21 protein-coding genes and 1 pseudogene are annotated in these 22,602 nt (G+C 73.0%); 9 read left to right on the top strand and 13 right to left on the bottom strand.

Annotated features, from left to right (window positions below; all coding sequences use genetic code 11):
* Positions 1–44: 44 nt before the first annotated feature.
* From AB0K67_RS00785 to AB0K67_RS00805, 5 genes are all read left to right on the top strand, one after another.
* Positions 45–1,604 carry a hydantoinase/oxoprolinase family protein gene (locus AB0K67_RS00785; RefSeq protein ID WP_364057370.1) on the top strand — a complete coding sequence of 520 codons (1,560 nt, stop codon included), beginning with the start codon at positions 45–47 and terminating at the stop codon, positions 1,602–1,604.
* Between the two features lie 7 nt (positions 1,605–1,611).
* Positions 1,612–2,685, top strand: coding sequence for a DUF917 domain-containing protein (locus AB0K67_RS00790; protein WP_364050645.1), 1,074 nt, complete (start codon positions 1,612–1,614; stop codon positions 2,683–2,685).
* Positions 2,682–3,797: a DUF917 domain-containing protein gene (locus AB0K67_RS00795; RefSeq protein WP_364050647.1), complete on the top strand. Its 1,116-nt coding sequence runs from the start codon at positions 2,682–2,684 to the stop codon at positions 3,795–3,797. Before AB0K67_RS00790 ends, AB0K67_RS00795 begins: the two co-directional genes overlap by 4 nt.
* An 86-nt stretch (positions 3,798–3,883) precedes the next feature.
* Complete coding sequence (locus tag AB0K67_RS00800) at positions 3,884–4,957, top strand: DUF917 domain-containing protein (RefSeq protein ID WP_364050649.1); 1,074 nt, start codon at positions 3,884–3,886, stop codon at positions 4,955–4,957.
* The gene (locus tag AB0K67_RS00805; protein WP_364050651.1) at positions 4,954–6,492 is read left to right on the top strand and encodes a helix-turn-helix domain-containing protein; all 1,539 of its coding nucleotides are present in this window, start codon (positions 4,954–4,956) and stop codon (positions 6,490–6,492) included. Before AB0K67_RS00800 ends, AB0K67_RS00805 begins: the two co-directional genes overlap by 4 nt.
* Positions 6,493–6,713: 221 nt before the next feature.
* On the opposite strand, the pseudogene AB0K67_RS00810 reads toward AB0K67_RS00805, so the two are convergent.
* The 3 genes and pseudogenes from AB0K67_RS00810 to AB0K67_RS00820 form a co-directional block, all read right to left on the bottom strand.
* Positions 6,714–6,971 (bottom strand): annotated as a pseudogene (locus AB0K67_RS00810) (hemerythrin domain-containing protein); the annotation flags it as partial.
* Between the two features lie 61 nt (positions 6,972–7,032).
* Positions 7,033–7,347, bottom strand: a complete 315-nt coding sequence (locus AB0K67_RS00815; RefSeq protein ID WP_364050653.1) for a hypothetical protein — start codon at positions 7,345–7,347, stop codon at positions 7,033–7,035.
* 125 nt (positions 7,348–7,472) lie between these two features.
* On the bottom strand, positions 7,473–7,901 hold the full coding sequence (locus tag AB0K67_RS00820) for a MarR family transcriptional regulator (RefSeq protein ID WP_364050656.1): 429 nt from the start codon (positions 7,899–7,901) through the stop codon (positions 7,473–7,475).
* 169 nt (positions 7,902–8,070) lie between these two features.
* Between AB0K67_RS00820 and AB0K67_RS00825 the strand changes: the two genes are divergently transcribed.
* Entirely contained in the window at positions 8,071–8,934 is an 864-nt protein-coding gene (locus AB0K67_RS00825; RefSeq protein WP_364050659.1) for an MBL fold metallo-hydrolase, read from the top strand.
* Between the two features lie 98 nt (positions 8,935–9,032).
* Here AB0K67_RS00825 and AB0K67_RS00830 read toward each other — a convergent pair whose 3' ends face one another.
* Positions 9,033–9,626 (bottom strand): TetR family transcriptional regulator, encoded by a 594-nt coding sequence (locus AB0K67_RS00830; protein ID WP_364050662.1) that lies wholly within the window; start codon positions 9,624–9,626, stop codon positions 9,033–9,035.
* Positions 9,627–9,735: 109 nt separating this feature from the next.
* Here AB0K67_RS00830 and AB0K67_RS00835 point away from each other — a divergent pair, with 109 nt between their 5' ends.
* Positions 9,736–10,449, top strand: coding sequence for an SDR family NAD(P)-dependent oxidoreductase (locus AB0K67_RS00835; protein ID WP_364050665.1), 714 nt, complete (start codon positions 9,736–9,738; stop codon positions 10,447–10,449).
* Here the strand turns inward: AB0K67_RS00835 and AB0K67_RS00840 are convergent.
* The 4 genes from AB0K67_RS00840 to AB0K67_RS00855 are packed head-to-tail and all read right to left on the bottom strand — an operon-like array spanning position 10,418 to position 14,012.
* Positions 10,418–10,987 (bottom strand): glycoside hydrolase N-terminal domain-containing protein, encoded by a 570-nt coding sequence (locus AB0K67_RS00840; protein WP_364050668.1) that lies wholly within the window; start codon positions 10,985–10,987, stop codon positions 10,418–10,420. The two genes, AB0K67_RS00835 and AB0K67_RS00840, sit on opposite strands and share 32 nt — an antisense overlap.
* Positions 10,988–10,995: 8 nt before the next feature.
* A complete protein-coding gene (locus AB0K67_RS00845; protein WP_364050671.1) occupies positions 10,996–12,501 on the bottom strand; it encodes a tripartite tricarboxylate transporter permease in 1,506 nt (501 codons plus the stop codon).
* Between the two features lie 21 nt (positions 12,502–12,522).
* Entirely contained in the window at positions 12,523–12,981 is a 459-nt protein-coding gene (locus tag AB0K67_RS00850; RefSeq protein WP_364050674.1) for a tripartite tricarboxylate transporter TctB family protein, read from the bottom strand.
* A gap of 2 nt (positions 12,982–12,983) precedes the next feature.
* A complete protein-coding gene (locus AB0K67_RS00855) occupies positions 12,984–14,012 on the bottom strand; it encodes a tripartite tricarboxylate transporter substrate-binding protein (RefSeq protein ID WP_364050677.1) in 1,029 nt (342 codons plus the stop codon).
* Positions 14,013–14,429: 417 nt separating this feature from the next.
* On the opposite strand from AB0K67_RS00855, the gene AB0K67_RS00860 reads away from it, so the two are divergent.
* Complete coding sequence (locus tag AB0K67_RS00860; protein WP_364050680.1) at positions 14,430–15,692, top strand: MFS transporter; 1,263 nt, start codon at positions 14,430–14,432, stop codon at positions 15,690–15,692.
* Between the two features lie 36 nt (positions 15,693–15,728).
* Here the strand turns inward: AB0K67_RS00860 and AB0K67_RS00865 are convergent, their stop codons facing one another.
* From AB0K67_RS00865 to AB0K67_RS00875, 3 genes are all read right to left on the bottom strand, one after another.
* Positions 15,729–16,463 carry an rRNA methyltransferase gene (locus AB0K67_RS00865; RefSeq protein ID WP_364050683.1) on the bottom strand — a complete coding sequence of 245 codons (735 nt, stop codon included), beginning with the start codon at positions 16,461–16,463 and terminating at the stop codon, positions 15,729–15,731.
* Complete coding sequence (locus AB0K67_RS00870; RefSeq protein ID WP_364050686.1) at positions 16,460–17,284, bottom strand: TrmH family RNA methyltransferase; 825 nt, start codon at positions 17,282–17,284, stop codon at positions 16,460–16,462. The genes AB0K67_RS00865 and AB0K67_RS00870 overlap by 4 nt, the downstream gene beginning before the upstream one ends.
* A gap of 85 nt (positions 17,285–17,369) precedes the next feature.
* Positions 17,370–17,933, bottom strand: a complete 564-nt coding sequence (locus tag AB0K67_RS00875) for a helix-turn-helix domain-containing protein (RefSeq protein WP_364050689.1) — start codon at positions 17,931–17,933, stop codon at positions 17,370–17,372.
* A gap of 119 nt (positions 17,934–18,052) precedes the next feature.
* Between AB0K67_RS00875 and AB0K67_RS00880 the strand changes: the two genes are divergently transcribed.
* A complete protein-coding gene (locus tag AB0K67_RS00880; protein ID WP_364050692.1) occupies positions 18,053–18,946 on the top strand; it encodes an SDR family oxidoreductase in 894 nt (297 codons plus the stop codon).
* Positions 18,947–19,709: 763 nt separating this feature from the next.
* On the opposite strand, the gene AB0K67_RS00885 is transcribed toward AB0K67_RS00880, so the two are convergent.
* Positions 19,710–21,536: a hypothetical protein gene (locus AB0K67_RS00885; protein ID WP_364050695.1), complete on the bottom strand. Its 1,827-nt coding sequence runs from the start codon at positions 21,534–21,536 to the stop codon at positions 19,710–19,712.
* Positions 21,521–22,276, bottom strand: a complete 756-nt coding sequence (locus AB0K67_RS00890; RefSeq protein ID WP_364050698.1) for an ABC transporter ATP-binding protein — start codon at positions 22,274–22,276, stop codon at positions 21,521–21,523. Before AB0K67_RS00890 ends, AB0K67_RS00885 begins: the two co-directional genes overlap by 16 nt.
* Positions 22,277–22,602: the final 326 nt, after the last annotated feature.

Genomic DNA, 22,602 nt, shown 5'->3' on the forward strand with positions numbered 1-22,602 from the left:
CCCGTAATCAAGCAAAGACACCTGATAGGGGAGTGGGGGAACTCGTGCGCATCGGCATCGACGTGGGCGGTACCAACACCGACGCCGTCCTGCTGGACGGCAGGCAGGTGCTGGCCGCCGTCAAGACCGGCACCACCGCCGACGTCACCTCCGGCATCGTCAGCGCCCTGCGGGGGCTGCAGGAGCAGCGGGCGTTCGACCCGGCGGACGTGCAAGCCGTGATGATCGGCACCACGCACTTCATCAACGCGCTGGTCGAGGCCCGCCGCCTGGCGCCCACCGCGGCGCTGCGGCTCAGCCTGCCGGCGGGGGCGTCGCTGCCGCCGATGGTGGACTGGCCGCAGCGGCTCATCGACGCCGTCTCCGGGCGTAGTTACCTGGTGCACGGCGGGCACGAGTTCGACGGCCGGCACATCGCCGAGCTGGACGAGGCCGAGGTGCGCAAGGCCGCCGACGACATGGGCCAGGCCGGGGTGCGCAGCGTCGCGATCACGTCGGTGTTCTCGCCGGTCAACGCCGAGTTCGAGGCGCGCGCGGCGGAGATCATCGCTGAGCGGCTGCCGGGCGTGGCGATCTCGCTGTCGCACGAGATCGGCCGGGTGGGGCTGCTGGAGCGGGAGAACGCCACCATCATCAACGCCGCGCTGCGCGAGCTGGCCGCGCACATCGTGGACGGCCTGGCCGCCTCGATCACCGGCGAGGGCATCACCGCGCCGCTCTACCTCAGCCAGAACGACGGCACGCTCATGGACGTCGATTTCGCCCGCCGCTATCCGGTGGCGACGTTCGCCTCGGGGCCGACGAACTCGATGCGCGGCGCGGCCGTGCTGTCGGGGCTCGACACCTGCGCGGTGGTCGACGTGGGTGGCACCACCAGCGATGTGGGGGTGCTGCGGCACGGCTTCCCGCGTGAGGCCACCACCGACGTGACCGTGGCGGGTATCAGGACGAACTTCCGCATGCCGGACGTGCTGTCGATCGGCATCGGCGGCGGCAGCCTGGTCCGCCACGACGGGCCGGTCACGGTCGGCCCCGACAGCGTCGGCTACGAGCTGACCTCGCGGGCGCTGGTGTTCGGCGGTGACACGCTGACCGCCACCGACATCGCGGTGGCCGCGGGCCGCGCCGAGATCGGCGATGTGGCCCGGGTGGCCCATCTGGACAGGGAGCTGGCCGAGGCCGCGCTGCGGCGCATCGCCTCGGATGTGGCCGACGCGGTGGAGCGCATGCGCACCTCCGCCGAGCCGCTGCCGGTGGTCGCGGTCGGCGGCGGCTCGATGCTGCTGCCCGATGAGCTGGCCGGCTCCGGCGAGGTGCACCGGCCGGAGCACTACGCGGTCGCCAACGCCATCGGCGCGGCCATCGCGCAGATCGGCGGCGAGGTGGACCGCGTCTACGCCGTGGAGCCCGGCCGCCGCGACGCGGTGGTGGACGCCGCCAAGCAGGAGGCGGTGGACCGGGCGGTCGCGGCCGGGGCCTCGCCGTCCAGCGTGCGGATCGTGGACTTCGACGAGGTGCCGATCCCGTACCTGCCGGGCAACGCCACCCGCATCAGAGCCAAGGCCGTCGGCGAGCTGCAGCTGACCGACGCGAAGGGACGGTGAGGCGGCGATGACGCGCACGATCACCACCGCCGACCTCGACGACCTCGCCGCCGGCGCCGCCGTGCTCGGCACCGGGGGCGGCGGCGACCCGCACATCGGCCGGCTGCTGGCCTCCGCGGCCGTGGTCGCGCACGGCCCGGTCGAGCTGTGCCCCCTGGAGGAGCTGCCGGACGACGCGGCGGTGCTGCACGTGGCGATGATGGGCGCCCCGACCGTGATGGTGGAGAAGCTGCCCTCGGCCGAGCAGGTATCCATGGCCGTCGAGGCGCTGTCGGGCTACCTCGGCCAAAGGGTGACCCACATCGCCTGCGCCGAGGCCGGCGGCGTCAACTCGCTCATTCCCGTGGTGGCCGCCGCGCAGCTCGGCCTGCCGCTGGTGGACGCCGACGGCATGGGCCGCGCCTTCCCCGAGCTGCAGATGGTGCTGCCCACCCTGTACGGCGCCCGCGCCACCCCCATGTCGATCGCCGACGAGAAGGGCAACAAGGTCGTTTTGGACGCGGTGGACAACCACTGGGCCGAGCGCCTGGCCCGGTCGGCCACCGTCGACATGGGCTGCTCGACGATGATCGCCCTGTACGCGATGACCGGCGCGCAGGCGCGCGAGTCGCTGGTGCCGGGCACGCTGAGCCTGTGCGCCGAGCTGGGCGCGCTGGCGCGCAAGGCCCGCGCCGAGCACGCCGACCCGGTCGAGGCGGTCACGCGGCGGCTGGGCGGAAGGCGGCTGTTCACCGGCAAGGTGACCGACGTCGAGCGGCGCACCACCACCGGGTTCGCGCGCGGCACCGCCCGGCTGGCGGGCATGGACGGCGACGCGGGCCGCGAACTGGTGCTGCGCTTCCAGAACGAGTATCTGGTGGCCGAGCTGGACGGCGAGGTGCGCGGCACCGTACCGGACCTGATCTGCACGCTCGACCGGGAGAGCGGCGAGGCGATCACCACCGAGGCGCTGCGCTTCGGCCAGCGGGTCAGCGTGATCCTCGCGCCGTGCGATCCGCGCTGGCACAGCGCGGAAGGGCTGGCTTTGGCCGGGCCGCGCTACTTCGGCTACGACGTCGACCCGGTGGGGGTGGGCCGATGAGCCGGCTGCTGACCGAGGACGACCTGCCCGACCTGGCGCGCGGCGCGGCGGTGCTGGGCACGGGCGGCGGCGGGGATCCGTACGTGGGGCGCTTGCTGGTGCGGCAGGCGATCCGCGAGCACGGCCCCATCACCGTGCTGGATCCCGGCGAGCTGGACGACGACACGCTCGTCATCCCCACCGCGCAGATGGGCGCGCCGACCGTCGTGCACGAGAAGCTGCCGCGCGGCACCGAGCCGGTCGCCGCGCTGCGCGCCCTGGAACGCCATCTCGGCCGCACGGCCGGCGCCACCATGCCGATCGAGTGCGGCGGTATCAACTCGATGATCCCGCTGGTGGTGGCGGCGGTGACCGGGCTGCCCGTGGTGGACGCCGACGGCATGGGCCGGGCCTTCCCCGAGCTGCAGATGGAGACCTTCGGCGTGTACGGCGTGCCGGGCTCGCCGATGGCGGTGGCGGGGGAGCGGGGCGAGACCACGATCATCGACACCGGTTCCGACAACCGGCGCATGGAGTGGCTGGCGCGCGGGGTGACCGTCAGGTTGGGCGGCGTGGCGCACATCGCCGAGTACGCGATGACCGGGGCCGAGGTCAAGCGGACCGCGGTGCCGCGCACGCTCTCGCTGGCCCTGTCCATCGGCCGCGCGATCAGGCGGGCGCGTGAGGTGGGCGCGGACCCGGTGGCCGCGCTGGCCGAGGCGCTGCGCGGCACCCTGTACGGGCATCTGCGGGTGCTGTTCCGCGGCAAGGTGTCGGACGTGGAGCGGCGCACCGAGGCGGGCTTCGCGCGCGGCCGGGCGAAGGCGGTGTCGTTCGACGGGCGGCATGAGCTGGAGCTGACGTTCCAGAACGAGCACCTGGTGGCGGTGGTGGACGGCGAGGTCCGGTGCGTGGTGCCGGACCTGGTGTGCGTGCTGGAGTCGGAGCTGGCCGAGCCGATCACCACGGAGAACCTGCGCTACGGGCAGCGCGTGACGGTCGTCGGCATCTCCACGCCGGAGCTGATGCGCACGCCGGAGGCGCTGGCGGTGTTCGGGCCGGCCGCGTTCGGGCTGCCGCACCCGTTCACCCCGGTGGAGGAGCGCAACCCGGCGCCGGCCGCCGTCGGCTGATCGCGGCCGGCACGGCGGGCTCCGCGGCGGCCGTGGCCGCCTGGGCGGTGGCGCGGCGGGCGGGGCCGGTGCGGCAAGCTGGGAAGATGCGCATCGAGCTGCCGGACGTGCCGGCGCTGGAGCGGGGCGTGGCCGTGCTCGGCTCCGGCGGCGGCGGGGACACCCGCATCGCCGGGCTGCTGCTGCGCCGGCGCCTGGCCGCGGGTGCGAACGTCGTCGTGCACGCCCTCGATGAGGTGCCGCCGCAGGCGTACGTCGTGCCGGTGGGCGTCGTCGGCGCGACGCCGGTGTTCAATGAGAAGCTGCCGGGCGGGCAGGAGTTCGCCGCCGCCGTGGCCGCCATCGAACGCTGGACCGGCACCCGCGCGGCCGCCGTCGCCTCCTTGGAGATCGGCGGGCTGAACGGCCTGCTGCCGCTGGCCTGGGACCTGGGCCTGCCGGTGGTGGACGCCGACCTGACCGGGCGCGGCGTGCCCAGGCTCGACCAGCTCTCGCTGAACGCCTGCGGCCGGCCGGTCACCCCGGCCGCGCTGGCCGAGCCGGGCGGGCAGGTGCTGGTACAGGCCACCGGCTTCCCCGCCGATCTGGAGCGCACGGTGCGGGCGTTCCTGCCGAGCGCGGGCGGCTGGGCGGCGCTGGCACTGGCCCCGCTGCCGGTGCACGAACTGGCCTGCTGCAGCGTCGCGGGGTCGGTGTCGGCGGCGCTGCGGCTGGGCCGCCGGATGCTGGAGCTCGGCGAGTCGCCCGGCCCCGGCCCGCTGGCGGAGGCGACCGGCGGGCGGGTGCTCGCGCTCGGGCGGGTGATCGAGGTGGCCCGCAGGCCAGGGCCTCGCCGGCACGGCAGGGCGGGGTTCTCGCGCGGCGGCGTCACGGTGGCCGACCACGCCACGGGCGCGCTGCTGCGGCTGGAGATGGAGAACGAGTACCTGCTCGCGCTGCGCGACGGCCGCCTGGTCGCCTCGACACCCGATGTGCTGGCGGTGCTCGACCGGCGCACGGTGACGCCGATCTCCGGCGACGCGGTGCGGGCGGGCATGGAGGTGATCGTGCTGCAGGTGCCGATCGCGGCGTTCTGGACGGATCCGGGGCGGATCGAGCTGGTCGCGCCGCGGGCGTACGGGATCGACTGCGACCCCGTGCTGCTGGGAGGCGGGCGATGACCACCGTGCGCAGGCTGCTGGCGCTGCCGGAGTGGAGCGGCGCGGTGCGCGTGCTCGCCGGGGCGGCCGGGCTGGACGAGCCGGTGTCGGCCGTGCGGCCGCTCTCCGACCCCGCCGCCTACCCGCCCGGCTCCGGCGGGGCTGGGGAGGTGGTCATGGTGACCGGGCCGGTCGAGGCGGGGGACTGGCGGCTGGACGCGCTGCTGCGCCGCGTGGTGGACGCCGGCGGCGCGGCGGTGCTGCTGGCCGCGCGGGAGGTGGCGTACGGGACGCTGCGGCTGGCCGACCGGCTCAGGCTGCCGCTGCTGGGTGCGTCGGCCGACGTGCTGGATCTGCTGGTGGCGGCGCGGCTCTTCCTGGCCGAGCCGGAGACCGACCGGGCCAGGCTGGTGCTGGCCGCCCACCGGGCCTTCGACGAGCGCACGCTCGCGCCCGAGGACGTCGTCGCCCGCCTGGGGGAGCTGCTGGAGGCGCCCGCGGCGCTGCTGGACGAGCGCGGGCAGCCGCTGGCGGGGGAGGTGCGCGAGCCCGGCGCGGTGCGGGTGCGGGAGGTGGTGCGGCAGCGCGTTCCGCTGGACGACGGGGTGCTGCTGGCGCATCCGGCGCTGCTGCCGGGAGCGCCGGGGCCGTCGTTCTGGCTGGTGGTGGAGCTGCGGGGGACGGCGGCGGGGCGGGCCGACGCGGTGCCGGTGGCGTTGTCGGTGGCGGCCACGGCGGTGCAGCGCTGGCTGCTCAGCCACCGGCTTGAGCTGGAACGGGACGCGCGCTCGCGTACGGCGCTGCTCGGCGACCTGCTCAGGCTGGACGGCGAGCCGTCGGCGCAGCTGCGCAGGCGGGCCGCCGATGCGGGCTGGCAGCTGACCGGCTGGCACGTGGGCCTGCGCATCGGCGCGCCGCCCGCGCTCGACACCGTCGCCTGGACGGCGCAGGTCGTGCGGGTGCTGCGCAGCGAGGGCGTGGACGCGGTGGTCGTGGAGCACGGCGACGGCTGGACGGGGTGGACGACGTTCGCGCAGGAGCCCACCGCCGCCCGGGTGCGGGCGCTGGCCGACACCCTGCGTACGGCGAACCGGGCGCTGCACGGCTCGGTCGGCGCGCACATGGGGGTGGGCCGCCCGCATCCGGGCACCAGCGGCCTGATCAGCACGGTGGCCGAGGCCGCCGACGCCGCCCGGCTGGCCGCCACCCGGCCGGAGGCGGGCTTCTTTCTGCAGGTGGACCAGCTCGGGATGGCGCAGCTGCTGCTGGAGTGGGCGCGTACCGACACCTTCGAACCCGCCGCCCGCGCGCTGCTCGCGCCCTTGCAGGACCAGCCGGGCGACCTCATCCGCACGCTGTCGGCCTACCTGGACGCCGAGTCGTCGATCGCGGAGACGGCGGCGGTGCTGGGGGTGCATCGCAACACGGTGGCCGCGCGCATCCAGCGGGTGGAGCGGCTGCTGGGCGTCGACCTGCGCCACCGTGACGAGCGCCTGGCGTTGCACCTGGCCTGCCGCACGGTCAGCCGGCCGCAGGAGGGCTTCCAGGGGTCGTGAGCCCGGCCTGTCAGGCGTCGCCGAACATGCACCGGGCGTCGCTCTCCGGGGCGTCGAAGGCGTGCAGCGCCCGGGTGAGCGAGCCTTCCTCGAAGCCGAAGTGGGCCTTCATCGTGGCCTTGACCTCGTTGATCTGCTGGAAGAGCCGCCGCGGTGAGGTGCGCGGACCGTCGAGCGCGTGCTGGAAGCCGGGCCAGCAGGCGCGCGAGGACCTCGTGCTCGCGGCGCAGGCGGGCGATCGCGGGCGCCAGCTCGGGTGCCTGCCGGAGCAGGGCGGGGAAGAAGTGGTCGTCCTCGCTGCGGTGGTGGCTGCCCAGCGCGGAGCAGAACGTGTAGCAGAAGATCCGCAGCTCGGGCTTGAGCGCCTGGGCGCGCTCACCGCGGCGGATGGCCTTACGGGCGTCCTTCAGGGCCTTCTCCAGGCGGTGGTGGACGTCTTGGAGCTCGCGATGCCAGGCGAAGAGGCGCGTGCGCAGCATGGTCCGGCCCTTTCAGGACGGTCGGGTGGGGGAGTGGCTCACGTGTGGTCCTTTCGCTGGGTCATCGCCGGTGGCGCGCGGCTTCGGTAGCTGCTCCAGCAGGCTCTCGTGCCAGGCGATCCGCCTTCAGCCGCGCCGTGGTGTGGTCGAACGTCATCGGCTCCAGCCCGCGCAGGTACGGCTCGGCCTGCGTGCGCTGGTGCCGCCAGGCCGTCAGCCGGGCCTTGAGCGCGTCCAGCCGGTCGCCGATCACGGCGCGGAGGTCCTCGTCGGCGAGGTCGTCGGCGTAGTGGAGGGCGAGGTCCACCGGGTCGGGCCGCAGCCGGACCTCGCGCAGCGTCCGGTCGCGCAGCGCGATGAACTCCGGACTGGTCAAACGCGAGCAGTTGCCACTTATTGATCTACAACGTAAAGGCGCCGGGTTCTGAGGCTCTACTCTTCGCCCTTTTTCGAAGCGGGCTTCGCCCGCACGCCCCGACGGACAACCGAGGCCGGGCGGGCCTATCGGCGGGTGATGGCCTGTTCGAGCAGGTGGTGGAGGGTGCGTTGCTGCTCGGGGGTGAGGGCGGCCAGAGGTGAGTCCTCGACGAGGAGCTGGAGGAGGCGCTCGCGCAGGGCGTTGCCTTCGGGGGTCAGGACGAGGTGTTTGGCGCGGCGGTCGGTGGGGTGGGGGCGGCGTTCGATGAGGCCCTGCTTTTCCAGCTTGTCGACGATGAAGGTGGCGTTGGAGGGCTCGCAGCTCATGCGTTCCGCCAGCTCTCGCATGGTCATGGGGCCGGTCATCTCCCGGAGGGCGGTGGCCTGGGCGGCGGTGAGGCCCAGGGTGGTGGCGCGCCGGCGTACGTGGTCGGCGATCTGCTGGGCCAGGCCGTTGACCAGGCCGCAGAGCTCGCGTTCGGCGGTGGCTTGCGGTTCTGGGGAGATGGTCATGGCGTTCATGCTAGCAACGTGCTTCAAGACAGCATTTTTCTAGCTTCACTGTTTCAAGTCAGGATATTTCAAGCTTGACTGATTCACGCTGGATGCTTACGGTGGCGCTGGTCGCCGCGTTGGGGCGCGGTGCGTGGATCTGCGGCCTTGTCGAGGAAGGGTGTGTGGCATGGCGATCGGTGCGGTTGGTCTGGGTGAGCGGTTGCGGCGGCCGGGTGAGGCCCGGTCGTTGTGGCTGGGTGAGACGCGGGTGTCGTTCGTTCCTGATGGGGTGATTCAGGGGGTGCCGCGTGCGTGGCTGCCGGACTCGACGGAGGAGTTCTGGGCCGCTCATCCCGAGTATGTGGACGGTTCGGGGTATCTGGTGGCGAGCATCGGCGGTCTGCTGGTGGAGAGCGGTGGCCGGGCGTTGCTGATCGATGCGGGGTGGGGGCCGGTGTCGTTGCCGGCCGTGCCGGGGCGGCCGAATGGTGCCGTGCGTGGTGGTGCGTTGCTGGACGGTTTGCGGGCGCTGGGGCGTGGGCCGGAGGAGATCGAGGCGGTGGCGTTCACGCACCTGCATGTTGATCATTTCGGCTGGGCCTGGGGTCAGGGTGGTGTGGGGCCGGTGTTCGCGCGGGCGGAGTATCTGGTGGCGGAGCCGGAGTGGGCGGGGTCTGATCTGTCCGCGCAGGGGGTGCTTGAGGGGGTGCGGGTGCGGACGGTGGCCGATGGGGAGGAGGTTTTCCCGGGTGTGCGGGTGCGGGTCACCGGTGGTCACACGGCCGGGCATGCGGAGTATGTCATCAGCGGTGGTGGGAGGCGGCTGATCGCGTTCGGGGATGCCATGCATTCGCCGGTGCAGGCCGATCATCCTGAGTGGTCTTGCGTGTACGACCATGATCGGGTGCGGTCGGCTGAGCATCGTCGCCGGCTGATCGCCGAGCTTGAGCGGCCGGACACGATCGGCTTCGGGGTGCATTTCGCCGATGTGGTCTTCGGTCGGGTCGTCCGGGACGGTGCGGGTTCTGTGTGGCGGCCGTTGGACGCGTGATCGGGTGAGGGGGTCCGGTGATCGCAGCGTGATCGTCGGGTTTCTCGTCGGTGGCGTGGGCGCGGTGTACGGGAGGCTAAGGCGCGGTTGGCCGGCCGTCAGGGGCGGGTGGCGAGGCGGCGGGCGGCGTGGACGACGGCGGCGCGGCGGCGGGCGGCTTCGTCTGTGTCGCCGTCGTGGTGGCCGGTGAGCATGCGGGCGATCTGGGGTGCGGCCGACCAGTAGCTGGACAGGGAGATGATGAGGAACATCAGGTGGGCGGGGTCGAGGGTGTCGTCGATATGGCCGGCCTGCTGGGCGGCGGCGATGGTGGCGGCTTTGGCCTTGTAGAGGTCGGTGCGGGTGAGTTCGTCGGGGACGGCGTCCTTGCCGGTGAGTCCTTCCCAGAGGACGAGGCGGGCGAGGTCGGGGTGGGTGCGCTGGTAGTCGAAGGCGCGGCCGGCGAAGTCGCCGATGTCGTCGGGGCCGGTGATGTGGAGGGGGACGGCGGCGGCGAGGGCGTCGACTTCGGTGCGGATGACGGTGGAGAAGAGGGCGGTTTTGTCGCCGTAGTAGTTGTAGACGCGTTCGCGGTTGACTTTGGCGCGTTTGGCGATGCGGTCGATGGTGGTGCCGTCGGGGCCGTGGGCGGCGAATTCGGTGAGTGCCGCTTGGTAGATGCGCTTTTTGGTGCCTTCGACGTCCCATGCCATGGCGGTCATCATATTCCAACACGCGTGTTGCATTTGGTGGCGGGGCGGGGTTATGGTCGGCCTGTCGCCAACACGAGTGTTGGAATTTCATCCTCTCAGGGGCAGGACCATGACCGTGAAGACCGTACTGATCACCGGCGCCACCAGCGGCGTCGGCGCCGAGGCCGCGCGGCTGCTGCTGGAGCGCGGCCACCAGGTGGCCGTCACCGGCCGCAACGAGGCGCGGCTGAAGGCGTTCGTGGAGGAGGCCGGGCATCCGGACCGGCTGCTCGGTGTGATCGCCGACGCCGCCGATTGGCAGGACACCCAGCGGGCGGTGGCGCAGACCGTGGAGCGGTTCGGGGCGCTGCATGCGGCGGTGGCCAACGCCGGGTTCACCTCCCGCGACCATGTGCAGACCGCGGGCACGACGCTGGCCGACGGCGATCCTGAGCTGTGGCCGTCGATGGTGCTGACCAACGTGCTCGGCCCGGCGCTGCTGGCCAGGGCGACGCTCGCGCATCTGGAGGCGACCGGCGGGCGGCTGGTGTTCGTCGGCAGCGTGGTCGGGGTGAAGAACAGCCCCGGCAACCTGTACTCGGCGACGAAGTGGGCGGTGACCGGGCTGGCGGAGAACCTGCGCATGCTCGCCACCGGCCGCGGGGTCGGTGTGACGCTGGTCAATCCGGGCGTCATCGACACGCCGTTCTGGTGGGACGCGGGCGCGCCGCCGGTGTCGCTGCAGCCGGGTGCGATCGCCGAGGCGATCTGCTACGCGCTCGACCAGCCGGCCGGGGTGGACCTCAACACGATCACGATCCGGCCGATCGGCCAGCAGAACTGACGAGGCTCGCCCCAGGCGTCTTCGGCGTCAGAAGACGAGGTCGCGCCTGGTTTTCACCTCCTCGGCGGTCAGGGCGCGGGCGATGATGGCGGGCCGGTCCAGGCCGCCGGTCGGGCGCTGATCGCCGTTCTGGTCGGCGCCGAAGCGCAGCGGCCGGGTGGCGCGGCCGGCGATGCCGTCGGGCCCGGTGCGGCCGGTGGCGTGGCGGCCGCCTCGTTGCGCAGTGTGTAGCTGTGGCCGGTGCGGGCGGCGGCGTCGACGGCCGCGGTGACGCGGTCGTGGGGTCGTCGCGGCGGTAGGTGGGGTAGGTGTCGGCGTAGTCGGTGCCGGCCGACAGCAGCAGGACGGCGCTGTCGGCGCCCTCGACGCGGACGCTCTGGCCTTCGCCGGTACGCCGGCCGCCTTGGGTGATGACCTGGAGCTGGGCTTCGAAGCGCAGGCCGTTGTCGGCCAGGCGGCCGCGGATGGTGAGCCTGCCGTTGTGCGCGGTGACGGTCTTGTCGTCGCGGGGCGAGGTGTGGCGGAGGGTGAAGGACACATCGGGGGTCAGTCGTCGTCGGTGAAGACGGCCTCGCGGCGGCGGCGGATCGCCGGCAGCACGGCCACCACCAGCGCCAGCACGGCCAGCGCCAGCAGCACGGCCGAGATGGGGCGGGTCACGAACACCGACGCGTCGCCGCGCGAGATGATCATCGCGCGGCGCAGGTTCTCCTCCAGCAGGGGGCCGAGCACGAAGCCGAGCAGCAGCGGTGCCGGCTCGCAGCCGCACGTGATGAGGATGTAGCCGAGCAGCCCGAACGCCACGATCGCGTAGACGTCGAAGGCGTTGAAGCTGAGCGAGTAGGTGCCGATCGCGGCGAACAGCACGATCATCGGGAACAGCACCTGGTAGGGGATGCGCAGCATGCGCACCCACATGCCGATGAGCGGCAGGTTGAGCAGCACCAGCAGCACGTTGCCGATCCACATCGAGGCGATCAGCCCCCAGAACAGGGCCGGTTCCTCGACGATGACGTTGGGGCCTGGGGTGATGCCGTGCACGATGAACGCCCCGACCATGAGGGCCATCACCGGGTGGGCGGGCAGGCCGAGCGTGAGCAGCGGGATGAAGGAGGTCTGGGCGGCGGCGTTGTTGGCCGACTCCGGTCCGGCGACGCCTTCGATGGCGCCGTGGCCGAACTGCTGCGGCCGGCGGGAGATGCGCTTCTCGACGGCGTAGGAGGTGAAGGAGGCCAGGACGTGGCCGCCGCCGGGCAGCACGCCGAGCGCGGCGCCCAGGCCGGTGCCGCGCAGGATGGGGCCGGCGATGCGGCGCCAGTCGTCGCGGGTGGGCCACAGGTGGCGCACCCGGGAGACGACCGCGGTGCGGGTGTGGCCGGCCTCCAGGTTGCGCAGGATCTCGGCGACGCCGAACATGCCGACGGCGACCGAGACGAAGTCGATTCCCCCGTACAGCTCGCGCTGTCCGAAGACGAAGCGGGGGGTGCCGGTGTAGATGTCCTGGCCGATGGTGCCGAGCAGGACGCCGAGCGCGATCATGGCGAGGGCTTTGAGCGCGGTGCCGCGGGCGAGCGCGATGGAGACGATGAGGCCGAGCAGCACCAGGGAGAAGTACTCGGCGGGCCCGAACTGCAGCGCCACGCGGGCCAGGGGCGGTGCGGCGAGGGCGAGGACGACGGTGGCGATGGTGCCGGCGATGAACGAGCCGATGGCGGCGGTGGCCAGGGCGGGTCCGGCGCGGCCTTGGCGGGCCATCTCGTGGCCGTCGAGGGCGGTGACGGCGGCGGAGGATTCGCCGGGCAGGTTGATGAGGATGGCGGTGGTCGAGCCGCCGTATTGGGCGCCGTAGTAGATGCCGGCCAGCATGATGAGGGCGGTGACCGGTTCGAAGGTGAAGGTGATGGGCAGCAGCATCGCGACCGTCGCGGTCGGTCCGATGCCGGGCAGCACGCCGACGGCGGTGCCGAGCAGCACGCCGACGAAGCAGTACAGGACGTTCTGGATGAGCAGGGCGGTGGAGAAGCCCAGGGCGAGGTTGTCGAGAAGGTCCATACCTCAAGATCCGGTCGCGTGTCAGGCTCCGAGCCACGGGCCCAGGAGGGGGATGCGCAGCTGGAGTCCGACGACGAAGATGAGGGTGGCGGCCGCGGTGAGGCCGGCGGTGACGGCCAGGGCCGTGATGAGCCGTACGCGGGCGGCGAGCGTGGTGAGCAGGGCGGTCACCGCCGAGGCCGGGACGAACCCGAGGCCCCGTACGGTGAAGCCGAAGAACACCAGGGCGGCGGTGATGACGGCGGCGGCGCGCCACGGGATGCGGCCGAAGGTGATCGCCTCGCCCGCGATGAGGCCCTTGACGACGATGGCCAGGCCGAGTGCGGCGACGATGGCGCCGACCAGCAGCGGGAAGGCGCCGGGCCCCAGCCGCAGCGGGGTGCCCAGGTCGTAGCCGAGCGCGCCGGCGGCGAACGCGGCGCCGATGACGATGAAGATGGCGCCGGCCAGGACGTCCGGCCAGGAGCGGCGTGCCCGCATGTTCAGGAGGCCTTCACGCCGGCGTCGGCGATGACCTTGCCCCAGGTGCCGAGCTGTTCTTGCAGCTTGGTCTTGTGGGCCTCGGGGGTGGCCTGGTCGGCGGGGACGGGGGCGGTGCCGAGTTTGGCCATCTGGTCGATGACCTTCTGGTCGGCCAGGGCCGTCTTCAGCGCCTCCGACAGTTTGGTCACCACGTCGGGCGGGGTGCCTTTGGGGACGTAGAGGCCGTGCCAGACGCTGACCTGCAGTTGCGGGAGCCCGGCTTCGCTGGTGGTGGGCACGTCGGGGAGGCTTGTGACGCGTTCGGGGGTGGTGACGGCGTAGACCTTGACCTCTTTGGCGGCGATCTGGCCGCTGGTGTTGGTGGTCTGGTCGCACATGAAGTCGACCTGGCCGCCGACGAGGTCGGTCAGGGCGGGTCCGGTGCCTTCGTAGGGGACCTCCTGGAGTTTGACGCCGGTGGCGGTCTGGAACAGCAGGCCGCACAGGTGGGAGGCGGCGCCGATGCCGGCGTTGGCGAGGGTGACCTTGTCGGCGTTGGCCTTGACGTAGGAGACGAGGTCCTGCAGCGTGGCGGGGCCGAAGTCCTTGCGCGCCACGATCGTCATGGGCACCTCGGTGACCAGGCCGACGGTCTCGAAGCTCTCCAGCGGCTGGTAGCCGAGGTCCTTGTACAGGGCGGGGGCGGTGGACATGCCGATGTGGTGCATGAGCACGGTGTAGCCGTCGGGCTGGGCGCGGGCGACCTCGCCTGCGCCGACGGTGCCGCCGGCGCCTTCGACGTTCTGCACGACGATCTTGCCGCCGAGTGTCGCGGCCATCGGGTCTGCGATCATGCGGGTGACGGTGTCGGTGGGGCCGCCCGCGCTGAACGGTACGACGAAGGTGATGGTGCGGTCGGGGTAGCCGCCGCCGGTGCCGGCTGTGGTGCCGCCGGTGCCGCCGGTGCCGGAGCAGGCGGCCACCAGCGCCGTCGCGCCGATGACGGCGATCATGCGGGCGGCGGCCCGGTACCTGCTGGTCAGTGTCATATCGCGACCTCCTCGTCAGCGCGTGCCCGTGGGGCGTGCGTGCGCGGCCTCGATCCGTTGGTGCGAAGACGCGTTCAGGGGGTGGTGAGGAATGGTGTCGTGAATGCGGCCGGTTGGGGAAAGAATCGCAAGATTAACGGGGCAACACAAGCGTTGATTTGGTGCGGGCCGCGGAGGTGCGGTCAGGGCCGGACGGCGTCATCATCCCCGGCGCCGCCGGGGCGGGCAAGACAGAGCGGGAAACGATACGGAAACGACGTCCGGCGTGCCGCAGGCGTCTTTTCGCCGACCGGTCCGGCGTTTCGGCTGTTTCCCGTGCGGGGGATGTGCGGCTGCTTTTCCGGGCCGCCCGGCGTGTCCCGTGCGCGGGAAAATGCGTTGCTGCCGGTCAGGGGCCCGACGTAGGCTGCTGCGCTCGTGGTCTCGGTGATGGAACGCGTGCTGCCCGCCCGGCTGGGGACGGGTTTCCGGTGGTTGCTGGCCTCGAGCTGGCTGACGAACCTCGGCGACGGGCTGGCTGCGGCGGCGGGGCCGCTGCTGATCGCCACCCTGACCCGCGACCCGTTGCTGATCTCGCTGTCGGCCCTGGTGGGCTGGGCGCCGCCGCTGATGTTCGGCCTGTATGCGGGCGTGCTGTCCGACCGGCACAACCGGCGCACGATCGTGCTGGTGGCCAACGCCGCCCGCGCGGTGGTGCTGGCGGCGCTGACGGTGATGCTGCTGACCGGCACGCTGACGGTGGCCATGGCGCTGGTGGCGCTGACGCTGCGGTCGGTGGCGGAGGTGTTCGCCGACAACGCCACCTCCACGCTGACGCCCATGCTGGTCGGCCGTGAGGATCTGATGGTGGCCAACGCCCGCCTGGGCACCGGGTTCATCACGCTCAACCAGCTCGCCGGGCCGCCGGTGGGAGCGGCGCTGATCGGGCTCGGCCTCCTGTGGCCGTTCGCGGCGCAGTTGCTGCTGGTGCTGGCGGGGATGGTGCTGGTGTCGCGGATCGCGCTGCCGCCGCACGGCCGCCGCGCCGCGCAGGCCGCCTCCGCCGGGCGGGGCGGCTCCGCCGGACGAGGCGGCTCCGGGGCGGTGCACGAGCTGCTGGACGCCTTCCGCTGGACGATCAGGCACGCGGCCGTCCGCACGCTGGTCCTCACCATCTTGATCTTCAACTTCACGTTCGGCGCCGCCTGGTCGGTGCTCGTGCTCTACACCCAGGAGCAGCTCGGCCTGGGCGCCGTCGGGTTCGGCCTGGTCACCACCATCCAAGGCGTCGGCGGCCTGGTCGGCACCGGCCTGTACGGGGCGATCACCCGGAAGGTGAGCCTGGGGGTGCTGATGCGGATCGGGCTCATCATCGAGACGTTCACCCACCTGGGGCTGGCGCTGACGCACTCGCCATGGGTGGCCGGCGGTATCTTCCTGGTCTTCGGCGCGCACGCCTTCATCTGGGGCACCACGTCGGTGACGGTGCGGCAGCGGGCGGTCCCGCACGAGCTGCAGGGCCGGGTCGGCAGCGTCAACACCATCTGCGTCTACGCCGGGCTGGTGGTCGGCTCGGTCATCGGCGGGCTGCTGGCCACGCATTGGGGGGTGGCGGCGCCGTTCTGGTTCGCCTTCGCCGGGTCGGCGGCGTTCGTGGTGCTGCTGTGGCGGCAGCTGCTGCACATCGCCCACGACGAGTGAGCACGACGCACGACGACTGACCTCGTGCGGGCCGCGTCAGGCGGGGATGCGGAACAGCGCGACCGCGCGGGTGCCGATCTTGAAGGAGGCGTCGGGGCGGCGGTCGCCGTCCACGACGACCTTGCGGCCGCGTACGGTGACCGCCAGCACGCCGCCCTGCGGCAGCACCGCCGTCACCGCCTCGACCATGCCGGTGACGCCTTCGGCGGCCGAGGGGCCGTGCCAGTGGGCCTGCTCGCCGTAGGGGACGTCGGTGATCGCGATGTCCGGTATGCGGCCGGCGACGGCCTGCCGGAGCTGGGCGGGGTCGAACACATCGGCCTGGCGTGCGGCGTGGGGGAGGTCGCCGCCGGCCGCCTGCAGCGCGTCCGCCAGGCGGCCGGCGGCCTGGGCGGCCTTGGTGTAGGCGGGTTTTCCGAAGCGTCCGGCGCGCTCGCGCAGGTCGGCGGCGCGGGCGTTGAGTCCGGCCCGGCTGAGCAGGGCGAGGTTGCGCCCGGCCAGGGCGACCGCCTCGGGGTCGAGGTCGGTGGCCAGCACCGAGGCGATGCGGGAGCGGTGCAGCAGCGCCGTCACGGTCAGCAGGTAGCCGCTGCCGCAGCACGGATCCCACAGCGCGGCCGGCTCGTCTCCGCCGCGCAGGGCCAGGGCGCGCTGGAAGATCTCGCTGGCCAGCCGGACGGGAAAGGCGGGGAACCCGGGCGCGGAGTGCAGCACCGAGCCGCTGGCCAGGTCCTGGTGGTCGCGGGGCTCGACGGCGTGGCGGTAGGTCATGCGGGGCCGCTCGTGGCCGCGCGGCGCTGGCGGGCGGCCTCGTACAGGGTGACGGTGGCCGCGCTGGCGGCGTTGAGCGAGCTGGCCGAGCCGGCCATGGGGATGCGGGCCATGACGTCGCAGGACTGCCGCCATGCGGCGCTCATGCCGGTGGTCTCGTTGCCGATGACCAGCAGGGTCGGGCCGGTCAGGTCGAGCTCGGAGATGTCGCGGTCGCCTTTTTCGTCGGTGCCGACGACCGTCAGCGGCACCCCCTGGGCGCGCAGGCCGTCCACCCAGGCGAGGACCTCGCGGTGTGAGGGGCAGCGCACCACCGGCAACGCCAGCAGCGAGCCGGTCGAGGCGCGCACCGAGCGGGGGTCGTAGGGGTCGGCGGCGTGGCCGGTGACGATGAGGCCGGTGCCGCCGAAGGCGTCCAGCGAGCGGGCCATGGTGCCGATGTTGCCGGGCATGTTGGGCCGGTCGAACACCGCGCCCAGAAACCGCGGCCCTGCCTGGATGCGGGACAGGTCGTCCTCGGGCAGCTCGGCGACCGCGACCAGCTCGGGCACGTCCTCGTCTTTCTCGCCGAGCTGCCGCAGCAGGTCGGGGGCGAGGGCCACGGGCTCGGCCCCGGAGACCTCCAGCATCTGCCGGGCCCAGCTCGACAGCGTGCGCTCGGCGTCGTAGAGCATGGCCCGGATGGGGTGGCCGAACTCCACTGCGAGGCTGATCGGGCGTACGCCCTGGACGATGAACTCCTTGGCGCGCTGCCGCTTGGTGCGGTTGCCCAGCAGGGCCTGCCACTGCTGGAAGCGGGCGTTGGCCCGCGTGATGCGCATGTGCGCCGTTGCCGGTCGCCCCCGATGAATCACGCCGTACAGGATAGGAGGGGATCGGCCGGTGACCACAATCGAATAACGGGCCTCACCGCAGGAGGGCGCGCAGCTCGTCGAGCACGTCCTTGATGATGACGGTGAGCGGGCGCTGCTCGCCGTCGGCGATCCAGCGCAGGAACGCGACCTCGAACGCGGCGATGCCCGAGCGCGCGGCCAGCGTGGCCGTGGGCGCGGCGACGCCGCGTGCGGCCATGGCCTCGGCGATCGTGGCGGCCAGTATCGACAGCTTGTGCTGCTCGCGTTCCTGCAGGGCGGGGTTGCGGTCGATGACCTGCTGGCGGGTACGTGACCAGGGGCGGCGCTCGTCGGAGAAGGCCGAGGTGATCGCCTGCAGGGCGGAGGTGAGCACCTCCATCGGCGTGGCCTGCTCGGGCGCGGCGTTCACGCCCTGGAGGGCGGCCTTGACCAGGTGGTCCTGGCCGCGGAAGAGGACCTCGCGCTTGTCCTTGAAGTGGCGGAAGAAGGTGCGCTCGGTCAGCCCGACCGCTTGGGCGATCTCCGCGGCGGTCGTCTCCTCGTAGCCGCGGGTGGCGAACAGCTCTAGGGCCGCCTGCTGCAGCCGATCGGGGGCTCCGGGTTCCCAACGCACCATGGCCTCGAGTCTAGTGATGACAGCAACTGACATGCGAGCTACGCTATGTCAGCGACTGACGTCAGTTGCTGTCATCACTTGGAATCCGCCCCGGAAGGGGCGCGTGAGGAGATCCCGCCATGCACGTGTTCGTCACCGGAGCCTCCGGATGGATCGGCTCCGCCGTCGTCGACGACCTGCTCGCCGCCGGCCACAAGGTCACCGGCCTGGCCCGCTCCGACGCCTCCGCCGCCAAACTGGAGGCCAAGGGCGCCGCCGTCCACCGCGGCGACCTCGACGACCTGGCCGGCATCCGCGCCGCCGCCTCGACGGCCGAGGCCGTCATCCACCTGGCCAACAAGCACAACTGGGACGACCTGGCCGGCACCAACGCCGCCGAACGCGCCGCCGTCCAGGCCATCGGCGACGCCCTCGCCGGCAGCGACCGGCCGTTCCTGCTCGCCTCCGGCATCGCCGGTTTCGGCGAGGCGATCGTCACCGAGGCCGCCCCCTCGCCCTTCCACGGCCCCGACGCCCCGCGCGGCGGCAGCGAGAACCTCGCCCTGTCGTACGCCGAGCGCGGCGTGCGCGCCGTCGCCCTGCGCTTCCCGCCCACCGTGCACGGCACCGACGACCACGGCTTCATCTCCGTCATCGCCGGGATCGCCCGCGACAAGGGCGCCTCCGGCTACCCCGGCGACGGCGCCAACCGCTGGTCGGCCGTGCACATCTCCGACGCCGCCCGCCTGGTCACCCTCGCCCTCGACAAGGCGCCCGCGGGCAGCCGCGTGCACGCCGTCGCCGAGCAGGGCGTGCCGACCCGCGAGATCGCCGAGGCCATCGGCCGGGTGTTCGGCCTGCCCACCGCCTCGATCGACCCCGCCGAGGTGGCCGGCCACTTCGGCTGGATCGGGCACTTCTTCTCCTCCGACTGCCACGCGAGCAGCACGGTCACCCAGGAGCTGCTCGGCTGGAAGCCCACCGGGCCCACCCTCATCGCCGACATCGAAGCCGGCGCCTACGGTCGCCGCTGACCCTCTTCGCGAGGGGTCAGGTGCGGCGGCGGAACACGACGCAGGCCCTCGCGTCAGGCCGGGCGGCGGAGCACCACGTACGCCGCCCCGACCGGCGCCGCCGGCACCAGGCACGCGGGCGCCCAGCGTCGCCGCCCCGGCACCGGGCACGCTGCGCGGACGAGAGGCCGGACGCCCCGACCTGGGGTGCGGCGACGAGGTCGCGGAGGTGGCCCTGTCCGTTACCACGGAGGTGGCCCCGTCCAGAATCGGGGTGGCGTGTCTCAGCCCGGTCTGGCCCACTGCGACGGCCGAAACGCCGAGTCGGCTCGCCCGTGCCGCCGGCTGCCCGGCGCTCACCAGCGGCACCGGCAGCGGCATCGCGACGCGGGTGTGCCGGGTGGCCGCACCCAGCGCCACCCCGGCCGCCTGCGCCGCACCGACCGGCCGAACGGCACCGCGCCGCGGCTCTCGTAGTACGGCCACGCCATCACCGCACCCCCCAACCTGCGATGGCAGCCAAGCCACCACCCCGGCCCGCACGGCCGCCGCCGTCACCGAACCCCGACCCCCGGTGGCAGCCAGGCCACCGCTCTGGGCCGGCACGGTCACCGCCGGCGCTGTGCCTCCCGCTCGCTCGGCTTCTGGTCGCCGGCCATCTCGCCCTCCCATCACCCCGCGCAGTCGGGCGAGGCGCCGGAACGGTCGGGGACAGGCCGGAACGGTTCACGCCCCTTCCTTGACCAGCCATGCCGGGAGCGGGTTGGGATCCGTGCCGGCCGGATCATGAGCCGTCCGGTGCTCCCTGGCGGGCGGCGGCTTCCGAGGGGGCGTCCGGGGCGCTCTCGCGGGCGGCAGCGTCCGAGGCGGCGTCCGGGGCGTCCTGGCGGGTCGCGGCCGGTCTGACGGCCCAGAGGCCCGCGCCGTACATGGCCAGGCCGAGCAGCATGAAGCCGCCGGCCACCGGATAGCGCAGCCCCTCCGGCATGTACGTGGCCAGGAACCAGGTGTGGCGCAGCATGTCGTTGGCCACGAAGACGGCGGCCACGATGCCCTGCGGCACCAGCGGGATCGCGCCGAAGCCGAAGCAGTACCAGGCGACGGTCTTGCGGCGCCGCGACAGCCGGTCGAAGCGGGAGGTCACGGTCGTCTCCGGCTTGCGGCCGGTCCGCATGACGTCCAGCAGCTCCGGCCCGCGCGAGCGCAGCCGCCGCTCGGCCAGCAGGCCGAACCACCACCAGCACGCGGCCCCGCTCACCACGCCGGCCGCGACGCCGGCCCAGCCCCACAAGAGCGCCGTCAGCGCTGCGGGCGCGCCGGTGAGGATGACCAGGACGAGCATCAGGTAGGCGAGCCCGGTCAGGCCGCCGTCGTCCTCGCTGGTGCGCAGCGGGTTGCCGGCGCGGCGGTGCGGATCGGTGCCGGGCACCAGCAGGTGCACCGACACCCACGGCACCAGCCCGGCCGCGCCGCCCAGCAGCGCGGCCGTCAACGCCAGCACCAGCGGCCACGGCCCGCCCGTCACGGCCGTGCACGCCACGGCGAGGACGATCGCCACCGGCGCGTGCGCCGCCAGCCAGGCGAGCTGGCGGCCGCGCACGTCGCTCGTGCCGGGCATCATCAACGTCAGCCACAGCGCGGTGCCGTCGAAACCGTAGACGTTGGCGCTCATCGCCGCCGCCATCACGATGAAGATCGGGCCCGTGTACGGCAGCATGCCGTTCCAGCCGAGCAGCAGCGGGCTGGTGGTGAAGCAGGCGGCATACGCCAGGGCGAAGGTGAGCTGATGGTTGCGTACGAGGTCGCGTGACCAGGTGCGCAGCTCTTTGGCGACGATCGCGCCGTTGGCGGTGGCGGCGGTCATCGGCCGCCTGGCCCGGCCGGAGCGGCGGGTGGTGCCGGAGCGTTCGCCGAGCAGCGCCGCCCACACCGCCAGCAGGAGCACCACCAGGGCGGCCAGCGCCGCCAGCGCCCACCACCGGCCCTGCACGGCCAGCAGTCCCCAGCCGGAGGGCAGGTAGTACACCACGGCGGGCACGCCGGTCTGCTCGAAGGCCACCAGGAACACCCAGATCTGCGCGAGCCCGGCCAGGAGCGCGCCGTTCAGCAGGCCGGAGGCGACCGCACCGGGCCGGGTGCGTACGGCCAGGCCGACCAGCGCCACCGCCACCTTCGACAGCAGCACGAACACGGCCAGCTGCAGCACCATCGCCGGCACCGCCACCAGCGCGGCCGCCGCGCCCTGCCGCGCCCCCGCCACCACGAGCCCGCCCAGCGCGACCAGGCTGGCCAGCGGCGCCAGACCCACGAAGGCGGCCACCAGCAGGCCGCCCGCCAGGCGGCGCGGCGGCAGGCCGAGCAGCGCGAAGTACTCCGGGCGCAGTGTCTCGTCGCCGCCGCCCATGAAGATCGGGCCGAGGACCCAGCCCAGCAGCCACACCGCGTACGCGGCGGCCAGCAGGTCGAGGTCGGTGAAGGCCAGATAGAGCGTGGCCGCCGCGCACAGCAGGCCGAGCGTCGCGCCCGTGCCGGCCGTCTGCGCCCGCCTGCCGTGCAGGGCGTGCCGCAGCAGCGCGATCTTCATCCGGGCCATGGTCAGCTCGACAGCCACGACAACTCCTTGATGCCGTCGTCCGGGTCGCCGACGAGCTCGACGAAGGCGTCCTCCAGCGAGCGGGCGCCGCGTACCTCCTGCAGCGTGCCGGCCGCCGCCACGCGCCCCTTGTCGATCACGGCGACGCGGTCGCACAGCTGCTCGACCAGCGCCATCACGTGGCTGGACAGCACGATCGAGCCGCCGCCGGCCACGAAGCCGCGCAGGATCGTCTTGATCGTGGCGGCCGAGACCGGGTCGACGGCCTCGAACGGCTCATCCAGCGCCAGCAGGCGGGGCGCGTGCAGCAGCGCGGTGGCCAGCCCGATCTTCTTGCGCATGCCGGTCGAGTACTCGATGACGAGCGTCTTGTCGGCGCCGTCCAGCTCCAGCACGCCCAGCAGGTCGTCGGTCCTTTGCGCCACCACGTCCTTGTCCAGCCCGCGCAGCAGGCCGAGATAGGTGAGCACTTCCCGTCCGGTGAGCCGTTCGGGCATGGCCAGCCCGTCGGGCAGCACCCCGACCAGCGTCTTGGCGCGTTCGGGCGCGGACCAGACGTCCTGGCCGAAGATGCGCGCGGTGCCCGCGTCGGGGCGCAGCAGGCCGACCGCCATGGACAGGGTGGTGGTCTTGCCCGCGCCGTTCTGGCCGACGAGCCCGAAGAACGAGCCCGGCGGGACGGTGAGGTGGATGCCGTCGACGGCGAGGGTGTCGCCGAAGCGCTTGGTCAGCTCGTCGATCTCGAGAGCCGGCGTCATAAGGAAATCTCCGGGGGCGAGGGGAACGCGACCCGCTTCAGGCCACGTGCTGGACTCGGCCATCGACGCCCGCCGGCGGCCCGGGGAATCGCAAGCGCACGTGATGCCCGCGCGTCCTTCTCTCTTCGCGAACGCGCAGTCACCCGATGGCACCAACAGGATCTTATGCGGTCGAACCCGGCGAACTCGATGACGTTCCGGCCGCCAACCCTCCCCGGCGACCCGTTTCCGGAGCGGATGAAAGCGGCGGCAGGGATCGGACCATACCCACTGACAACCGACCCACCTCGACGTCGCACCATGAATGAGCCCGTGCAGGCTCGTCG

The sequence above is a fragment of the Nonomuraea sp. NPDC052634 genome, from assembly GCF_040678535.1.
Taxonomy (GTDB): Bacteria; Actinomycetota; Actinomycetes; order Streptosporangiales; family Streptosporangiaceae; genus Nonomuraea; species Nonomuraea fastidiosa.

What these genes read in the sequence shown, in the direction of transcription:
- AB0K67_RS00790 (WP_364050645.1), top strand. Translation starts at nt 1,612, where the DNA reads ATGACGCGCACGATCACCACCGCCGACCTCGACGACCTCGCCGCCGGC.
- AB0K67_RS00795 (WP_364050647.1), top strand. Translation starts at nt 2,682, where the DNA reads ATGAGCCGGCTGCTGACCGAGGACGACCTGCCCGACCTGGCGCGCGGC.
- AB0K67_RS00800 (WP_364050649.1), top strand. Translation starts at nt 3,884, where the DNA reads ATGCGCATCGAGCTGCCGGACGTGCCGGCGCTGGAGCGGGGCGTGGCC.
- AB0K67_RS00805 (WP_364050651.1), top strand. Translation starts at nt 4,954, where the DNA reads ATGACCACCGTGCGCAGGCTGCTGGCGCTGCCGGAGTGGAGCGGCGCG.
- AB0K67_RS00820 (WP_364050656.1), bottom strand. Translation starts at nt 7,901, where the DNA reads ATGACCATCTCCCCAGAACCGCAAGCCACCGCCGAACGCGAGCTCTGC.
- AB0K67_RS00825 (WP_364050659.1), top strand. Translation starts at nt 8,071, where the DNA reads ATGGCGATCGGTGCGGTTGGTCTGGGTGAGCGGTTGCGGCGGCCGGGT.
- AB0K67_RS00830 (WP_364050662.1), bottom strand. Translation starts at nt 9,626, where the DNA reads ATGGCATGGGACGTCGAAGGCACCAAAAAGCGCATCTACCAAGCGGCA.
- AB0K67_RS00835 (WP_364050665.1), top strand. Translation starts at nt 9,736, where the DNA reads ATGACCGTGAAGACCGTACTGATCACCGGCGCCACCAGCGGCGTCGGC.
- AB0K67_RS00845 (WP_364050671.1), bottom strand. Translation starts at nt 12,501, where the DNA reads ATGGACCTTCTCGACAACCTCGCCCTGGGCTTCTCCACCGCCCTGCTC.
- AB0K67_RS00850 (WP_364050674.1), bottom strand. Translation starts at nt 12,981, where the DNA reads ATGCGGGCACGCCGCTCCTGGCCGGACGTCCTGGCCGGCGCCATCTTC.
- AB0K67_RS00855 (WP_364050677.1), bottom strand. Translation starts at nt 14,012, where the DNA reads ATGACACTGACCAGCAGGTACCGGGCCGCCGCCCGCATGATCGCCGTC.
- AB0K67_RS00865 (WP_364050683.1), bottom strand. Translation starts at nt 16,463, where the DNA reads ATGACCTACCGCCACGCCGTCGAGCCCCGCGACCACCAGGACCTGGCC.
- AB0K67_RS00870 (WP_364050686.1), bottom strand. Translation starts at nt 17,284, where the DNA reads ATGCGCATCACGCGGGCCAACGCCCGCTTCCAGCAGTGGCAGGCCCTG.
- AB0K67_RS00875 (WP_364050689.1), bottom strand. Translation starts at nt 17,933, where the DNA reads ATGGTGCGTTGGGAACCCGGAGCCCCCGATCGGCTGCAGCAGGCGGCC.
- AB0K67_RS00880 (WP_364050692.1), top strand. Translation starts at nt 18,053, where the DNA reads ATGCACGTGTTCGTCACCGGAGCCTCCGGATGGATCGGCTCCGCCGTC.
- AB0K67_RS00890 (WP_364050698.1), bottom strand. Translation starts at nt 22,276, where the DNA reads ATGACGCCGGCTCTCGAGATCGACGAGCTGACCAAGCGCTTCGGCGAC.